The sequence below is a fragment of the Salmonella sp. SSDFZ69 genome (genome assembly GCF_004010755.1).
GTDB lineage: Bacteria > Pseudomonadota > Gammaproteobacteria > Enterobacterales > Enterobacteriaceae > Salmonella > Salmonella enterica.
The window spans coordinates 355,729-371,844 of record NZ_CP034831.1; the positions used below are offsets into that span (position 1 = coordinate 355,729).

The 16,116-nt window shown below is 55.3% G+C and carries 11 protein-coding genes; 8 read left to right on the top strand and 3 right to left on the bottom strand.

Translation table 11 applies throughout. The features are described 5' to 3' along the window. Nucleotides 1-35: 35 nt before the first annotated feature. Nucleotides 36-1,544, bottom strand: a complete 1,509-nt coding sequence (gene glpD, locus EOS98_RS01655; protein WP_000448178.1) for a glycerol-3-phosphate dehydrogenase — start codon at nt 1,542-1,544, stop codon at nt 36-38. Nucleotides 1,545-1,742: 198 nt separating this feature from the next. Here glpD and glpE point away from each other — a divergent pair, with 198 nt between their 5' ends. The 3 genes from glpE (at nt 1,743) to EOS98_RS01670 (ending at nt 3,827) form a co-directional block, all read left to right on the top strand. Continuing rightward, nucleotides 1,743-2,069, top strand: coding sequence for a thiosulfate sulfurtransferase GlpE (gene glpE, locus EOS98_RS01660; RefSeq protein ID WP_000434524.1), 327 nt, complete (start codon nt 1,743-1,745; stop codon nt 2,067-2,069). A gap of 75 nt (nt 2,070-2,144) precedes the next feature. Then, nucleotides 2,145-2,975, top strand: a complete 831-nt coding sequence (gene glpG, locus EOS98_RS01665) for a rhomboid family intramembrane serine protease GlpG (RefSeq protein ID WP_000928702.1) — start codon at nt 2,145-2,147, stop codon at nt 2,973-2,975. Between the two features lie 93 nt (nt 2,976-3,068). Next, nucleotides 3,069-3,827: a DeoR/GlpR family transcriptional regulator gene (locus EOS98_RS01670; protein WP_000815085.1), complete on the top strand. Its 759-nt coding sequence runs from the start codon at nt 3,069-3,071 to the stop codon at nt 3,825-3,827. Here the strand turns inward: EOS98_RS01670 and rtcR are convergent. After that, on the bottom strand, nt 3,824-5,407 hold the full coding sequence (rtcR, locus tag EOS98_RS01675; protein ID WP_001650916.1) for an RNA repair transcriptional activator RtcR: 1,584 nt from the start codon (nt 5,405-5,407) through the stop codon (nt 3,824-3,826). The genes EOS98_RS01670 and rtcR overlap by 4 nt on opposite strands. Before the next feature lie 189 nt (nt 5,408-5,596). On the opposite strand from rtcR, the gene EOS98_RS01680 reads away from it, so the two are divergent. The 4 genes from EOS98_RS01680 (at nt 5,597) to EOS98_RS01695 (ending at nt 10,312) form a co-directional block, all read left to right on the top strand. Continuing rightward, the gene (locus EOS98_RS01680) at nt 5,597-7,150 is read left to right on the top strand and encodes a vWA domain-containing protein (protein WP_126523785.1); all 1,554 of its coding nucleotides are present in this window, start codon (nt 5,597-5,599) and stop codon (nt 7,148-7,150) included. 352 nt (nt 7,151-7,502) lie between these two features. Next, nucleotides 7,503-8,717, top strand: a complete 1,215-nt coding sequence (rtcB, locus tag EOS98_RS01685) for an RNA-splicing ligase RtcB (RefSeq protein ID WP_001105526.1) — start codon at nt 7,503-7,505, stop codon at nt 8,715-8,717. Nucleotides 8,718-8,720: 3 nt separating this feature from the next. Beyond that, nucleotides 8,721-9,755, top strand: a complete 1,035-nt coding sequence (gene rtcA / locus EOS98_RS01690) for an RNA 3'-terminal phosphate cyclase (protein WP_126523786.1) — start codon at nt 8,721-8,723, stop codon at nt 9,753-9,755. Next, on the top strand, nt 9,752-10,312 hold the full coding sequence (locus EOS98_RS01695) for a hypothetical protein (RefSeq protein WP_001650910.1): 561 nt from the start codon (nt 9,752-9,754) through the stop codon (nt 10,310-10,312). Before rtcA ends, EOS98_RS01695 begins: the two co-directional genes overlap by 4 nt. A gap of 108 nt (nt 10,313-10,420) precedes the next feature. On the opposite strand, the gene malT is transcribed toward EOS98_RS01695, so the two are convergent. Then, a complete protein-coding gene (gene malT, locus EOS98_RS01700) occupies nt 10,421-13,126 on the bottom strand; it encodes an HTH-type transcriptional regulator MalT (RefSeq protein WP_000907030.1) in 2,706 nt (901 codons plus the stop codon). A gap of 593 nt (nt 13,127-13,719) precedes the next feature. On the opposite strand from malT, the gene malP reads away from it, so the two are divergent. Beyond that, entirely contained in the window at nt 13,720-16,113 is a 2,394-nt protein-coding gene (gene malP / locus EOS98_RS01705; RefSeq protein ID WP_126523787.1) for a maltodextrin phosphorylase, read from the top strand. Nucleotides 16,114-16,116: the final 3 nt, after the last annotated feature.

Consider the following 16,116-nt stretch of genomic DNA (forward strand, 5'->3'; position numbering starts at 1 on the left):
GCGAAAAAGGGCGGTATAAACCGCCCCGGATTTTATTACGACGCCAGTGAAAGTTGGTGTTTCTCAACATACGCCGCCAGCCACTGGGTGATGCGGGACTGCTGTTCGGCGGTCAGCCACATGCCTTCTTTGGTGCGACGCCAGATAGCATCTTCAGTACGGCGCACCCATTCGTGATCCACCAGGTACTTGAGTTCCGCTTCGTAAAACTCATGACCGAAATCTTCGCCTAAATCAAGCAGCGACGTGGCTTCGCCGAGAATCCACTCCGTGTTGCTGCCGTAAGTGCGCGAATAGTGGCGCGCCAGCGATTCCGTCAGGAATGGGTAACGACGACGCAGCTTCGCCGCGTAATCTTCGCGGCTGCCGTCGATGTCGCCGCCGGGCAGTACGCACGTTTTGGTCCATGCCGGCCCGATGCCTGGATAATAAGACGCCAGTTTTTCCATCGCATGTTCGGCCAGCTTACGGTAGGTCGTGAGCTTACCACCAAACACGGAAAGCAGCGGCGCTTTGCCGTTTTCATCATGAATATCCAGGGTATAATCGCGAGTGATCGCCTGCGGTGAGTCGGACTCATCATCGCACAGCGGACGGACGCCGGAGTACGTCCAGACGATGTCATCGCGCCCCAGTTGCTTCTGGAAGTGCGCGTTATAGACCTTCAACAGGTAATTAATTTCGCTCTCTTCAATTTTTACCGCTTTCGGATCGCCTTTATATTCGACATCGGTTGTGCCAATGATCGAAAACTCTTCCATCCACGGAATGACAAAGACGATACGCTTATCTTCGTTTTGCAGAATATACGCCTGCTTCTGATTATGGACGCGCGGCACGACGATATGGCTGCCTTTGATCAGGCGGATACCATACGGTGACGGCAGGTGCATCCCTTCGTCGAAGAACTGTTTGACCCACGGTCCGGTGGCGTTAACCAGTCCGCGCGCCTGCCAGACATATTTTTTACCGGTGTCGATATCTTCCGCTTCGACAATCCACAGGCCATTTTCCCGACGAGCGGCGGTTGCGCGAGTACGGGTAAGGACTTCGCCGCCTTTACGCACCACCATCTGTGCGTTAGCCAGCACCAGACGCGCATCGTCTACCCAGCAGTCGGAGTATTCGAATCCGCGCACGATTTCAGGTTTGAGCACCGAATCTGCGCCAAACCGCACACCGGTGGAACCGGGTAAGCTGGTACGTTTGCCGAGGTGATCGTACATAAACAGACCGATGCGGATCATCCAGGCTGGACGTAAATGCGGGCGGTGCGGCAGACGAAAACGCATCGGGAAGGCGATGTGCGGCGCCATTTTCAACAACACCTCACGTTCTGCCAGCGCTTCGCTGACCAGGCGGAACTCGTAGTGTTCAAGGTAGCGTAAGCCGCCGTGGATAAGTTTCGAACTGGCGGAAGAGGTCGCGCAGGCCAAATCCTGCGCTTCCAGCATGAGTACGGACAAACCGCGTCCGGCGGCATCAGCCGCGATGCCTGCACCGTTAATGCCCCCGCCTATCACGATCAGATCTTTGGTTTCCATGCTGCCCTCTTGCACTTTCGTTAAAGTTCAAAAATGTTCGTTATCGAACATAATAGCAAAGAAACGCGCTATTGGTAACATCGAAAAAACATTTTAGAGTGATATGTATAACATTATGGCGTTAAGCTACTCCGTCAACGTACACTGGGCGATAAAATGCCTTAATTGGCTTCACCGGCAATAATGAAAGAGCGATTCATGGAACAATTTGAATGTATCACTGTAGAAGAGGCGTATCAGAAACTGCACCAGGGCGCGGCGGTGCTGGTCGATATTCGCGATCCGCAAAGTTATGCCATGGGTCATGCGCCGCAGGCGTTTCACTTGACTAACGATACGCTGGGCGCGTTTATGCGTGAGCATGGTTTCGATACCGCGGTGATGGTAATGTGCTATCACGGCAACAGTAGTAAAGGCGCCGCGCAGTATCTGCTCCAGCAAGGCTATGATGCGGTTTACAGCATTGACGGCGGGTTTGAGGCCTGGCATCGCCGTTTCCCTGCCAATGTCGCGAATGGCGCGTAATCCCATAAAGATGCAGCCTCCGACGAGAAGGGTATATATACTGTCTTCTTTTGTATGGACTAAGCGACAGCAATAATGTTGATGATTACTTCCTTTGCGAATCCTCGCGTGGCGCAGGCATTTGTTGATTACATGGCCACCCAGGGCGTCATTCTTACTATTCAGCAACATAATCAAAGCGATATCTGGCTGGCGGATGAATCGCAGGCCGAACGTGTGCGGGTCGAGCTGGCGCGGTTTATAGAAAATCCCGGCGATCCGCGTTATCTGGCGGCTAGCTGGCAGTCCGGGCAGACTAACAGCGGGCTACGCTATCGCCGTTTTCCCTTTCTCGCCACGCTGCGTGAACGAGCCGGCCCTGTTACCTGGATCGTGATGCTCGCCTGCGTGCTGGTCTATATCGCGATGAGTCTCATCGGCGATCAGACGGTGATGGTGTGGCTGGCGTGGCCGTTCGATCCGGTTTTAAAATTTGAAGTCTGGCGCTACTTCACCCATATCTTTATGCACTTCTCACTGATGCATATTCTTTTTAACCTGCTGTGGTGGTGGTATCTCGGCGGGGCGGTAGAGAAGCGCCTGGGCAGCGGTAAATTAATCGTCATTACGGTGATAAGCGCGCTGCTAAGCGGCTATGTACAGCAGAAATTTAGCGGCCCGTGGTTTGGCGGACTGTCTGGCGTCGTCTATGCGCTGATGGGGTACGTGTGGCTGCGCGGAGAGCGCGATCCGCAAAGCGGAATTTACCTCCAGCGCGGCTTAATTATTTTTGCATTATTGTGGATAGTCGCTGGTTGGTTTGACTGGTTTGGCATGTCTATGGCGAACGGCGCGCACATCGCCGGGCTTATCGTCGGTTTAGCGATGGCCTTTGTTGATACGCTGAATGCGCGAAAACGAACGTGAGGCGTATCCGGCCTGTGGTCGAGATATTTTTCCAGGCCGGGTAGGGCGAATGCCGCTATCCGGCGCAAGGTTGGTTACTTTCAGAGATTATTCATGAAACAAACACAACGGCATGACGCGATCATTGAACTGGTGAAAAAACAGGGGTACGTCAGTACGGAAGAGCTGGTGGAGCATTTTTCTGTCAGCCCGCAAACCATTCGTCGGGATCTTAACGATCTGGCGGAACAGAATATGATTTTGCGCCACCACGGCGGCGCGGCGTTGCCCTCCAGCTCGGTGAACACGCCGTGGCACGATCGTAAGGCAACGCAAACGGAAGAAAAAGAGCGCATCGCTCGCAAAGTCGCGGCCCAGATCCCCAATGGTTCAACGCTGTTTATTGATATCGGCACGACGCCGGAAGCCGTAGCGCACGCCCTGTTAGGGCACAGTAATTTGCGGATCGTGACCAACAATTTGAACGTAGCGAACACGCTAATGGCGAAAGAGGATTTTCGTATTATCCTCGCCGGCGGCGAACTCCGCAGCCGCGACGGCGGCATTATTGGCGAAGCGACGCAGGACTTTATCGCCCAGTTCCGTCTCGATTTCGGCATTCTCGGTATTAGCGGTATTGATAGCGACGGCTCGTTGCTGGAATTTGACTACCATGAGGTACGCACCAAGCGCGCGATTATCGAAAATTCGCGCCACGTGATGCTGGTGGTGGATCACTCTAAATTTGGCCGTAACGCGATGGTAAACATGGGCAGCATTAGTATGGTCGATGCGGTCTACACCGATACCCTGCCGCCGCCGGGCGTGATGCAGGTGTTGACGGAGAACCATATCCAACTGGAGCTGTGTTAATTCTGTAAAACGTCCCACGTCAGACCAAAACGCGCCAGGTACTTACGCAGCCGGTCAGCGTCATTCACCGTGGCTTTCCCCTGACGGGAAACGTTGAATAGCTGCCGCCCGGCGTCGGAAAGGGTTTTCGCCTGGCGGCAGACGGCAACGACGTTTTCCAGTTGCATACGGTCAAACAGATCCAGCGCCGTTGCGTCAATGCCCGACAGTCCGTCGAGCGCGGAGGGGCGATGGTCATTCCAGCTATAGCGCAAACGCGCGATTTCATCGTCTACCGTTTCGACCGTGATTCGCCCGTTGTCCGCCAGCGTCGCCATGCGGGTGACGCTGGCGGAGAGTTCGCGGAAGTTACCGCGCCAGGCGGCCTGCGGCGAGGTGGCGAAGCTCAGCCAGGCGCGGCGCGCTTCGGTATTAAAACGCACGCTGTCGCCGGTTAGCGCCGCGTGGCGCTCCAGTTCGTAGTCAAGGTTTGGTTCAATATCTTCCTGGCGCTGACGCAGGCCCGGTAGTTCGAAGGTCCAGAGATTAATGCGCGCGTACAGGTCTTCGCGGAATGTCCCCTCCGCCACCCGCTGGCGCAGGTCGCGCACCGTGCCGGCAATCAACTGGAAATCGCTGCTGACCTGCTGGTCGCTGCCGAAAGGGTAAAAGCGTTTTTCTTCAATGGCTTTCAGCAACATGGCCTGTTCATCCGCGCCCAGCTCTCCCACTTCGTCAAGAAACAACATGCCGCCGTCGGCGCTGCGCAGCAGTCCCGCACGCTCCTCTCTCGCGCCGGTAAACGCCCCCTTAACGTGGCCGAACAGCGCCGACATCGCCGTGTCGCCGCGCAGGGTGGCGCAGTTCACTTCGACAAACGGGCCGCTGAACTGGTGGCGGGCCAGTTTTAGTTCATAGATGCGACGGGCGAGAAACGACTTGCCCGCGCCGGTCGGGCCGTTGAGCAGGATTGGCGAACGGGAGCGTATCGCGACGCGCTCAATTTGCTCAATCATCCGGTTGAAACACGGGTTGCGGGTTGCAATGCCGGACTTCAGGAAGTTGAGCGTCTCCTCCCGCTCCTGGGCGAAGCGGGTGGCGATGTCATTGTAGCGGCTGAGGTCGAGGTCAATAATCGTCACGTCGCCCGTGCTATGCGGTTTATCTTTTTTGCGCGGCGGCGAGGTCTGCGCTAATCGCGCCGGTAGATAGCGCGCCTCCGCCAGCAGGAACCAGCAGATCTGCGCGACGTGGGTGCCGGTGGTGATATGAATCAGATAGTCTTCATCTTCGGGATGAAAGGTATGGCTGCGGGCGAAATCGTGCAGGCAGGCGTAAACCTCCTCGAAGTCCCACGGGTTGCGGATCGCGATTTCTACGCCGACGACTTCCGTTTCCGGCGAGACGCTGGCGATATCCTTCTTTAATCCTTCAAACAGCGAGCGAGAGCGGGCATCGTACAGCAGTTCCAGGCGGTGAACGACCAGCGTCTCCTGCTGACACAGACACAAAGTAGGGCGCCATTTTTCCCAACGCTGACTGCCGCGTCCTGCATAGTCGAGTACCGTACCGACAAAACCAAAGGCCACCGTTTTTCGCATCTTAGATTTCCTTCTAAAAGACGAGATAATTTTATCGCTTTTTAATGGCTGCCGTGTAGGCATTTTTCTTTCACCTGAACGCTAAAGAAATAAATTTTTTAAAAATCAATGAATTATAAAATAATTTATTTTCTGGCACGCTGGTTGCAATACCTCTGGCATTGAGAATAACGGAAATGGGAAAAACAAATGGCTAATCCACTTTTGTTCCGTTCGCTGTTAAGGGACGCGCCGCTGGCCAACGCCAGCAATCAGCAAGGCGCAGCGGCCTTTGCCTTCACCCCGCGCCATAAACTGGCGCAAATGGTGATGACCGGCTGCATGAACGAGACTTTTTATGCCAGCGGCCAGGCGCAGCTAAATGATGTTCTGGCGACGGCGAAAGATCTCGACGATCTGTTTTTAGCGCAACTGGCGATTTATGGCCGCGAACGCGGGATGATGAAGGATATGCCCGCGCTGTTGACCGCCATTCTGGCGGCGCGTGGTTCGGCGCTGCTGCCGGTAGTATTTGCACGGGTGATCAACAATGGCCGGATGCTGCGTAACTTTGTGCAAATTTTGCGCAGCGGCGTGACCGGGCGGCGCTCGCTGGGGACGCGGCCAAAGAAGCTGGTGCAGCGTTGGTTACAGAACGCCAGCGAAGAGCGCTTATTGCAGGCATCGGTGGGCAATGCGCCGTCGCTGGCGGATATCGTCAAAATGGTGCACCCACGGCCGCAGGCGGCGTGGCAGGAAGCCTTCTTCGCCTGGCTGATTGGTAAGCCGTGCGATAAGGCGCAACTGCCGGAAAAAACGCGCGCGCTGCTGGCGTTTCGTGAAGGCGACATGGGCGCGGCCTTACCCGATGTGCCGTTTTTACTGCTGACCAACGCGCCGCTGAGTCGTGAACAGTGGGCACAGCTGGCGCAGCGGATGAGTTGGCAAACGTTACGGATGAATTTGAATACGCTGGCGCGTCATGGCGTGTTTGAGAATGCAACGCTTGCCGCCAGCGTGGCGCAGCGGCTGGCGGACAGGGCGCAGGTGCGCCAGTCCTGGGTCTATCCTTATCAGCTGCTGTCGGCATGGAGCAATCTACAAAGCAGCGTGCCGCAGGTTATTCGCGAGGCTTTAGCGCAGGCGATGGAGTACGCGCTGGAGAACATTCCGCCGTTTCGCGGCAACGTGGTGGTCTGCCCGGACGTGTCGGGGTCGATGAAGTCGTCGATAACCGGCTATCGCAAGGGGGCGACCAGTAAGATCCGCTGCGTGGACGTTGCCGGGCTGATCGCCGCCGCCGTGCTGCGTAATCATCCGCAGGCCCGCGTGCTGCCGTTTGAATGCGATGTGGTCGACGTGCAGCTTGATGCGCGCCAGTCGGTTATGCACAACGCGCAAACGCTGGCGGCGGTTGGCGGCGGCGGCACCAACTGCTCCGCGCCGCTGCGTAGGTTGTTGAACGAGCGGGCGCGGGTGGATCTGGTGATTATGGTGTCGGATAACGAATCGTGGGTTGATAAATCGCGCCATGGCTCAACGGCCACCATGGAATGCTGGATAGAACTGAAAAAGCGCAACCCGCAGGCGCGCCTGGTGTGTATCGATCTGCTGCCTTACGGCACCACGCAGGCGGCGGAACGAAGCGATATTTTGAACGTCGGCGGCTTCAGCGACGAGGTGTTTACGGTGATAGATAACTTTGTTAACGGTCGCTATGGCAGCGCGCACTGGCTGGAAGAGATTGAAGCCGTGACGCTGTAAAGAGTATTCAGCGCGGCGCGAATGCTGGCCGGGATTACATCTTTCCCGATGCGTATCATCCCGGCTATGAATTTGTCGCGCAACGCTGAAGGCACGAATGCTGGTGGATCTACATCCTATGAAGATCCAGGTCGCAGGTTCGAGTCCTGCCGGAGTCTGACTCCGTAGCTCAGTCGGTTAGAGCAGGCTGATCCACCTCAACTTGTCGTGCCACCCTGTTTTGGCGAATGCCGGAGGATCTACATTTGTTGCGGGTTCGAGACCCGTCAGAGCCCGGCTCTGTAGCTCAATGGTAGAGCGGTGTATTCACATAAACTTGTCGCCACCCTAATGATTAAAATGAGAAAAAATAATGAATTACGAATTGATGACCACCCAGAACGCACCGGTAAAAATGTGGACCAAAGGCGTACCGGTAGAAGACGATGCCCGTCAGCAGTTGATCAATACGGCGAAAATGCCGTTTATTTTCAAACATATTGCCGTTATGCCGGATGTGCATTTGGGGAAAGGATCGACCATCGGTAGCGTGATCCCGACGAAAGGGGCGATTATTCCGGCGGCGGTGGGCGTGGATATCGGCTGTGGAATGAACGCGCTGCGTACCAGCTTAACGGCCGCCGATCTGCCGGAAAATCTGGCGGAACTGCGTAACGCCATAGAGGCCGCTGTGCCTCACGGGCGTACCACCGGACGCGGGCGTCGCGATGTGGGCGCATGGGGAAACCCGCCCGCCAACGTTGATGAAAAATGGGCGCAACTGGAAGCGGGATATCAGTGGTTAACGCAAAAATATCCGCGCTTTTTGAATACCAATAGCTATAAGCACCTGGGAACGTTGGGAACCGGTAACCACTTTATTGAGATCTGTCTGGATGAAACCGATCGGGTATGGATCATGCTGCACTCCGGTTCACGCGGGATCGGTAACGCCATCGGCACCTATTTTATCGGCCTGGCGCAGCAAGAAATGCAGGAGCAGTTAGAAACGCTGCCGTCCCGCGATCTGGCGTATTTTAATGAAGGAAGCGAATATTTTGATGATTACCTGAAAGCGGTACACTGGGCGCAACAATTCGCCAGCCTGAACCGCGAGGCGATGATGGAAAACGCGCTGGCGGCGCTCCAGCGCTGCGTGGAAAAACCGATCGCCCTCGATATGGACGAGATCAACTGCCACCATAACTATGTGCAAAAAGAGCAGCACTTTGGCGAAGAGATCTATGTGACGCGTAAAGGGGCGGTTTCGGCGCGGCGCGGTGAGTTCGGTATCATTCCCGGTTCGATGGGGGCGAAAAGCTTTATCGTGCGCGGGCTGGGTAACGAAGAGTCGTTCTGTTCGTGCAGCCACGGCGCCGGGCGTGTGATGAGCCGAACGAAAGCGAAGAAACTGTTTAGCGTTGACGATCAGATTCGCGCCACCGCGCATGTCGAATGCCGTAAAGATGCGGACGTGATCGACGAGATCCCAATGGCGTATAAAGACATTGATGCGGTGATGGCGGCGCAGTCTGACCTGGTGGAAATCATGTACACCCTGCGGCAGGTGGTGTGCGTTAAAGGATAGAAAATGGCAAGGATTATCGCGCTGGATGGCGCACAGGGAGAGGGCGGTGGGCAGATTTTGCGCTCGGCGCTGAGTTTATCAATGATAACCGGCCAGCCGTTTGAAATGAGCGGCATCCGCGCCGGGCGCGCTAAACCGGGGCTGCTACGCCAGCATTTAACGGCGGTGCGGGCGGCAACGGAAATCTGCGGCGCGCGGGTGAACGGCGACGAGCTGGGCTCGCAACAGTTGCGTTTTACGCCGGGGCCGATTCGCGGCGGCGAGTACCGTTTCGCGATTGGTAGCGCGGGCAGTTGTATGCTGGTGCTGCAAACCGTCCTGCCCGCGCTGTGGTTTGCCGACGGTTCATCTCGCGTGGAGGTTCACGGCGGGACGCATAATCAGGCCGCGCCCAGCGCCGATTTTATTTGCCGCGTCTGGGAGCCTCTGTTGGCGAGGATGGGTATCAACCAGTGCACCACGCTGATAAAACACGGCTTTTATCCGGCAGGCGGCGGTGCGGCGGCAACGGTCGTCGAACCGGCAGCGTCTTTACGCGGGCTAACGCTGATATCGCGCGGCGAGACGCGGCGTATCACCGCCGAAGCTTTGCTGGCGGCGGTTCCTTACCACGTTGGCGAACGTGAAGTCGCAACGCTGGAAACCCACTTCCCGCAGGCGGAGAAAAACGTCGTTGCGCTGGAAGGCGGCTGCGGGCCGGGCAACGCGCTGTCGCTGATGATTCAAAGCGAACAGTTGACCGAACTGTTCGCCGCGTTCGGCGTAAAAGGCACCAGCGCGGAAGCGGTAGCTAATCAGGTTGCGCATGAAGCGCGGCGCTATCTCGCAAGCCCGGCGGCAGTGGGAGAGCATCTGGCCGACCAGCTGATTTTACCGCTGGCGCTGGCGGGCGAAGGCGCGTTTACCGTGGCGCGGGCTTCCGCTCACTTGCTTACCAATATTGCAGTGGTGGAACGGTTTTTGCCGGTAACGTTCAACCTGGAGGAGGCGAAGGAGATGGTGCAGGTTATGGTAAGTAAAAAGGATAGCGGATCATGACATACCACGCTGATTTCCTTGATGCTGAACAACGCGTTGCTGACGCCATCCCGGAGAGGGATGTTAATCCCTTTTCCGGCCCTTCAACGATGCGGCGAAGAGTGCTGGTGAGTCAGGACGGCGAGCCGGTTATCGTGCTGTGTCTTTTTGTCGCGCTGGAAGAGGGGCGCTGGATCGTTGAGCAGTGCTTCAGCGGCATCATGAATAATGATAAGACTATTGCGATATTATACGGTCAGCACGTTCACTTATTTGATACGGATTCACATCAGGTTAAGAGCCTGTTTCTTGATGATTATGTTGGCCATATTTATTCAATACCCGATGTTTGGGATCATAAGGCCTCGCTGAGTGAGAATTTCCTGGTCACAACCTTTCAGTATACGTTTCTTATCAACGTGAGTTCCGGCATTATCTGGCGATCGGAACCGTGTGGTATTGATGGCGTCATTATTCACGATATCCGGGAGGGCATTATTTATGGCAGTGGTGAGTGGGACCCGCCGGATGGATGGGCGCCATTTAACCTGCGGCTGAGCGACGGCCATCGGGCCTGAAGCCAACTCAACGTCTGGATTTACGTTTATGCTCCCGGCCTACAAAACCAGCAATATCAATATGATTTAAAATGACTCTGTAGGCCTGATAAGCTCATCAGGCACACGTTAAACCCCGTACCCCATCATCTTCAGCAACTGCTGCGCGTGCTGTACCGCGTCCTGACGGTGCGCGACGCCGAGTTTCTGGTAGAGGTTGCGGATATGCGTCTTAATGGTGGTTGCGGCCACCGCCAGTTCGCCGGCAATCTGTTCGTTGCTGTAACCGGAATAGATAAGCCCTAACACCTGCCATTCACGCTGGGTGAGCGGGCTGGTGCGAATAAGCTCCGGGACATCCGGATGGTTAAGCAGACGCTCGACGAAGCCTTCGTCAAAATGGGCGAATTTATGCCGGTGATGTTGGTTAATCTCTCGCAGGATGCGCTGCGCGCGATGCTGCTCCATCTCCGGCAGCGTATTGAGCTGGATAAGCTGACGCAATTGTTGCGCCATGGCTTCGCCTTCAATCACAAAATGGCTGATAAATCCGGTGCGGTTGGCAAGCTGTAAGGCATCAAGCAATACGCGCTGGGCGTCGTTTTTCCGCCCGGATTGCCAGTAAAGCTGATTGAGTAACAGCAGATTGCGGTTTAAATCGCTCATTAAGCGCAGGCTACGGGCATTCTCATTTAACTCTTCCAGCACGATTTCCGCAGGCTCGAATTCGCCCAGCAAGATCTGCGCGCGGGCGATATTCCGCCATTGCCCTTGCAGAAAATGGTTATTGGCAAACGCCGGTTTGGGCGTATGACGTAACCAGTTGGCGGCGGATTTTTTGTCGCCGGTTAACTGCCAGTAAATGACACGCACCTTATCGGCGTTAGAGATCCAGTCGCAGTGATAACGACCATTGCCTAATAAATTTTCCAGTCGGTTAAGCTGACTACGGGCATTATCCAGATCGCCGCGCGCCAGCGAGCACTGCACCAGTAGCGTCAGGCACTGCAACTGTTGTTGCGGCTGGAAGGTGGACAGCACAGCGATACCGCTGCGCGCCGAGGCCTCCGCTTCGTCAAGGCGCGCCCACGCCCACAGCAATTGCGCGCGGATACGTACCAGAAACTCATGCATCGGCAGTTGTTCCAGATGTTGCTCTTTGATCAACTGGAAGGCTCTCTCCTGCGTTTCCCATGCGGCCTGCAGGAATCCCTGGGCGAACTGAATTTCGCTTTGTTGAATTAAGCTCCACAGCGCGTAATGCCAGACGTCATGATGGCGCGCCATTTGTTCGGTTTGCTGCATCAGCGATAAAGACTGGCTGAGATCGCCTTTACAGTGCAGCACTTCACCGTGAACAGAGGTCGCGACAATACGGCTATAAAACCAGGCGAGAGGAAGCTCATCCAGCGCCAGTTTCGCCAGCCGCTCTGCCTCTTCCGGATTGCCGTCGTTGATGGCGACCTGGGCGCGCAGCGCGTTAAATTCAGCATGTAGCGTGCCGTCCATGACCCCTTTGATCTCTTGCTCGGCGCGCGCCAGCAGCGTATTCACTTCGCTGTAGCGGTGTTGGCTTTGCATCAGCCAGGCCTGTAACAACACCAGCCGCGGATTTTCCAGCAGGCTTTCCCACGGCAGCGCTTTTAATGACTCTTCCAGCAGCGCCAGTTCACTGTGATTAAACAGCCCCCACGCATGGTTAAGCAGGATATCGCGCAGCATTTGCGCGTCACCCGCCGCCAGCGCATGATGAATAGCTTCGCTGGGAAAACCTTGTTCCATCCAGCTTTCCGCGGCCGCGCGGTGGATCTCCGGCAGTTCCGCCGCCAGTTCCCACTGGCAACGCTGGCGCAGAAAGCTACCAAACAACGGGTGATAGCTAAACCACTCGCCCGTGTCGTCCATGCGTTGCAGGAATAACCCCTGGCGCTCAATCTCCTCCAGCCGCATCTGGCCGTTTTCTTCGCCGGTCACGCGCACGATCAACGCGTCATTCATTGAGCGTAAGATCGCGCTTTTAAGTAAGAAATGTCGGGTGCTGACATCCACGTTATCCAGTACTTCGTCCACCAGATAATCAGAAAGGTGGCTGGCATTAATCCCGGCAAGACGGCGGGCGGAGTGATGCGCAGAGGTATGGTTCTGGCGCGCGGAGAGGGCGATCAACTGTAGCGCAGTGGCCCAACCGGCCACATCGTCGCACATGCGGCTGCTCTCAGCGGCTTCAATGGGCGACGAAAGACGACGGTCAAAAAATTGCTTTGCTTCCTGATGGTTAAAAGCCAACTGCTGGCTGCCGATTTCCAACAGCTGATCGCGCACGCGCAGATTAGCGATGCCCAGTTGCGGCAAATTACGCGATAATACCACCAGGGTGAAATTTTCTGGCTGATGCCGTAAGAAAAAGCGCATCGCGTCGTGAATCACCGGATTGGTAATCAAATGGTAGTCGTCAATCACCAGATAAAGCGGGCGATGCCACTGCGCCAGTTCAATAAAGAGCTGTGCGAAGAGAGACGTCAGGCTGGCGTACTGACGTTTTTGCGCCATCGCTTCGCTGGTAGAACAGTGTCCGCCGGTGGCCTGTTGGATAGCGGCAATTAAGTAACTGGCGAATCGCTCTTGCTGGTTATCGCCTTCGTCGAGAGAGTACCAGCCTAATTCATTTTTGCCCGCCGCCCACTGTGAGACAAGCGTGGTTTTCCCATAGCCAGCAGGACTGGTTACCAGGGCGAGCCTGAAATTGTTCGCGCCGGAAAGTTTAGCCAACAGCCGCTCACGAACCACGGTATGGTCGAGACGAACCGGACGACTTAATTTAGACGGAATCAACATAGCAATCACTTCACTGTGGGAAATGGGGGGAACTGCGATTTTTTTTGCGCTTCGTAATTAATAGATATAAGGTCGGCCAGAAAGCATTTTAATGCAAGCTAAGCAGACTTTTTATGTGTCTGAATTTGCACTCTGTCACAATTCTAAATAACGGTATTAAAAAAGTATTCGGCGCGGTTGAAACGAGCGTCAGAGCTGGGCTGAGGTCATATTTCCGTTATTGTAAATAATGTCCTGGACATCATCCGGATTTAACACAATGGCGATACCAGGCGTTTAATTAATTATGTTTAGTGAGTGAATCTCCCGACGCTGAATATTTCAGGTAAGAAACTATTTCGGCGTTCATATAATCTTCGAAAATACCCCTTCGCGATTTACTGTTATTTCTGTTTATTCATTTGATTATGCGTAACACTGGGTGTCGTTGACAGGAATCGGCGCGTTTATACAGGGGTAAGTGGCGGCGATCACACTTTTATGCTCATCCCCGCTCCTCCTCCCTCCCTAATCATTGCCGGGAGGAGGAAGGTCAACATCGAGCCTGGCAAACTAGCGATAACGTTGTTTTATTACCCGAGGACGGATTTCCTATGTCACAGCCAACCTTCAATAAAGATCAATTCCAGGCCGCCCTGACGCGTCAGTGGCAGCGTTTCGGTTTACTGTCGGCGTCTGACATGACGCCTCGTCAGTGGTGGCAGGCCGTTAGCGGCGCGCTGGCGGAATTACTGAGCGCGCAACCGGTAGCGCAGCCGACGAAAGGCCAGCGTCATGTGAACTACATTTCGATGGAATTTTTGATTGGCCGCCTGACGGGAAATAACCTGTTAAATCTGGGGTGGTACCAGGACGTTAGCGATGTGCTGAAAGCGCACGATATTAATCTGACCGATCTGCTGGAAGAGGAAGTCGATCCGGCGCTCGGCAACGGTGGTCTGGGACGTCTGGCCGCCTGCTTCCTCGATTCGATGGCCACCGTCGGGCAGTCCGCTACGGGCTATGGTCTGAACTACCAGTATGGGCTGTTCCGTCAGTCATTTGTTGAAGGCAAGCAGATGGAGGCGCCGGATGACTGGCATCGCGGCAGCTATCCGTGGTTCCGCCACAACGAGGCGCTGGACGTCCAGGTTGGGATCGGCGGTAAAGTCACCAAAGAAGGGCGCTGGGAGCCCGGTTTTGTGATTACAGGCCAGGCCTGGGATCTGCCGGTGTTAGGCTATCGTAACGGCGTCGCGCAACCGCTGCGTTTGTGGCAGGCGACCCACGCCCATCCGTTTGATCTGACCAAATTCAACGACGGCGCTTTCCTGCGGGCGGAACAGCAGGGTATCGATGCGGAAAAACTGACGAAGGTGCTTTATCCCAACGATAACCACACGGCGGGTAAAAAACTGCGTCTGATGCAGCAATACTTCCAGTGCGCCTGCTCGGTAGCGGATATTCTGCGTCGCCATCATCTGGCCGGACGCAAACTGCATGAGCTGGCGGATTACGAGGTCATTCAGTTGAACGATACTCACCCGACCATCGCCATTCCGGAACTGCTGCGCGTGCTGATTGACGAGCACCAGCTGAGCTGGGATGACGCCTGGGCTATCACCAGCAAAACCTTCGCCTACACCAACCATACCCTGATGCCGGAAGCGCTGGAGTGCTGGGACGAGAGGTTAATCAAAGCGCTGTTGCCGCGTCATATGCAGATTATCAAGCAGATTAACGATCGCTTTAAGACGCTGGTCGATAACACCTGGCCTGGCGATAAGCAGGTATGGGCAAAACTGGCGGTGGTGCATGACCGTCAGGTACGCATGGCCAATATGTGCGTGGTCAGCGGCTTTGCGGTCAACGGCGTGGCGGCGCTGCACTCCGATCTGGTGGTGAAAGATCTGTTCCCGGAATATCACCAGCTTTGGCCGAACAAATTCCACAATGTCACCAACGGCATTACACCGCGTCGCTGGATTAAACAGTGCAATCCGCAGCTTGCGGCGTTGCTGGATAAAACGCTGAAAAAAGAGTGGGCTAACGATCTCGACCAGTTGATCAACCTCGAAAAATACGCTGACGACGCCACATTCCGTCAGCAGTATCGCGACATCAAACGGGCGAACAAAGAACGGCTGGTGAAATTCATCAAGGCCCGTACCGGGATTGAGATTTCGAGCCATGCGATTTTTGATATTCAGATCAAACGTCTGCACGAGTACAAGCGTCAGCATCTGAATCTGTTGCATATTCTGGCGCTGTACAAAGAGATCCGCGAAAACCCGCAGGCCGACCGCGTACCGCGCGTATTCCTGTTTGGCGCGAAGGCGGCGCCGGGCTATTACCTGGCGAAGAACATCATTTTTGCTATCAATAAGGTTGCGGAAGCCATTAATAACGACCCGGCGGTGGGTGATAAGCTGAAGGTGGTTTTCCTGCCGGATTACTGCGTCTCGGCGGCGGAAATGCTCATTCCGGCGGCGGATATTTCCGAGCAAATTTCTACCGCCGGGAAAGAGGCGTCCGGCACCGGTAACATGAAACTGGCGCTGAACGGGGCGTTGACCGTGGGAACGCTGGACGGCGCTAACGTTGAAATCGCTGAGAAGGTGGGTGAAGAGAATATCTTTATCTTTGGTCATACTGTGGAAGAGGTCAAGGCGCTCAAAGCCAAAGGCTACGATCCGGTGAAATGGCGTAAAAAAGACAAAGTGCTGGATGCGGTGCTAAAAGAGCTGGAAAGCGGTCAATACAGCGATGGCGATAAACATGCCTTTGACCAGATGCTGCATAGCCTCGGCAAACAGGGGGGCGATCCGTACCTGGTCATGGCGGACTTCGCCGCTTATGTCGAGGCGCAAAAGCAGGTGGATGCGCTGTATCGCGACCAGGAAGCGTGGACGCGCGCCGCGATCCTCAATACCGCGCGCTGCGGTATGTTCAGTTCCGATCGCTCTATTCGCGATTATCAGGCCCGTATCTGGCAGGCAAAACGCTAAGGG

Excerpts from the sequence above, each read along its gene's own strand:
- EOS98_RS01695 (WP_001650910.1), top strand. The coding sequence starts at position 9,752 with ATGACATACCACGCTGATTTCCTTGATGCTGAACAACGCGTTGCTGAC.
- glpD (WP_000448178.1), bottom strand. The coding sequence starts at position 1,544 with ATGGAAACCAAAGATCTGATCGTGATAGGCGGGGGCATTAACGGTGCA.
- rtcB (WP_001105526.1), top strand. The coding sequence starts at position 7,503 with ATGAATTACGAATTGATGACCACCCAGAACGCACCGGTAAAAATGTGG.
- malP (WP_126523787.1), top strand. The coding sequence starts at position 13,720 with ATGTCACAGCCAACCTTCAATAAAGATCAATTCCAGGCCGCCCTGACG.
- glpG (WP_000928702.1), top strand. The coding sequence starts at position 2,145 with ATGTTGATGATTACTTCCTTTGCGAATCCTCGCGTGGCGCAGGCATTT.
- EOS98_RS01670 (WP_000815085.1), top strand. The coding sequence starts at position 3,069 with ATGAAACAAACACAACGGCATGACGCGATCATTGAACTGGTGAAAAAA.
- glpE (WP_000434524.1), top strand. The coding sequence starts at position 1,743 with ATGGAACAATTTGAATGTATCACTGTAGAAGAGGCGTATCAGAAACTG.
- rtcR (WP_001650916.1), bottom strand. The coding sequence starts at position 5,407 with ATGCGAAAAACGGTGGCCTTTGGTTTTGTCGGTACGGTACTCGACTAT.
- EOS98_RS01680 (WP_126523785.1), top strand. The coding sequence starts at position 5,597 with ATGGCTAATCCACTTTTGTTCCGTTCGCTGTTAAGGGACGCGCCGCTG.
- malT (WP_000907030.1), bottom strand. The coding sequence starts at position 13,126 with ATGTTGATTCCGTCTAAATTAAGTCGTCCGGTTCGTCTCGACCATACC.
- rtcA (WP_126523786.1), top strand. The coding sequence starts at position 8,721 with ATGGCAAGGATTATCGCGCTGGATGGCGCACAGGGAGAGGGCGGTGGG.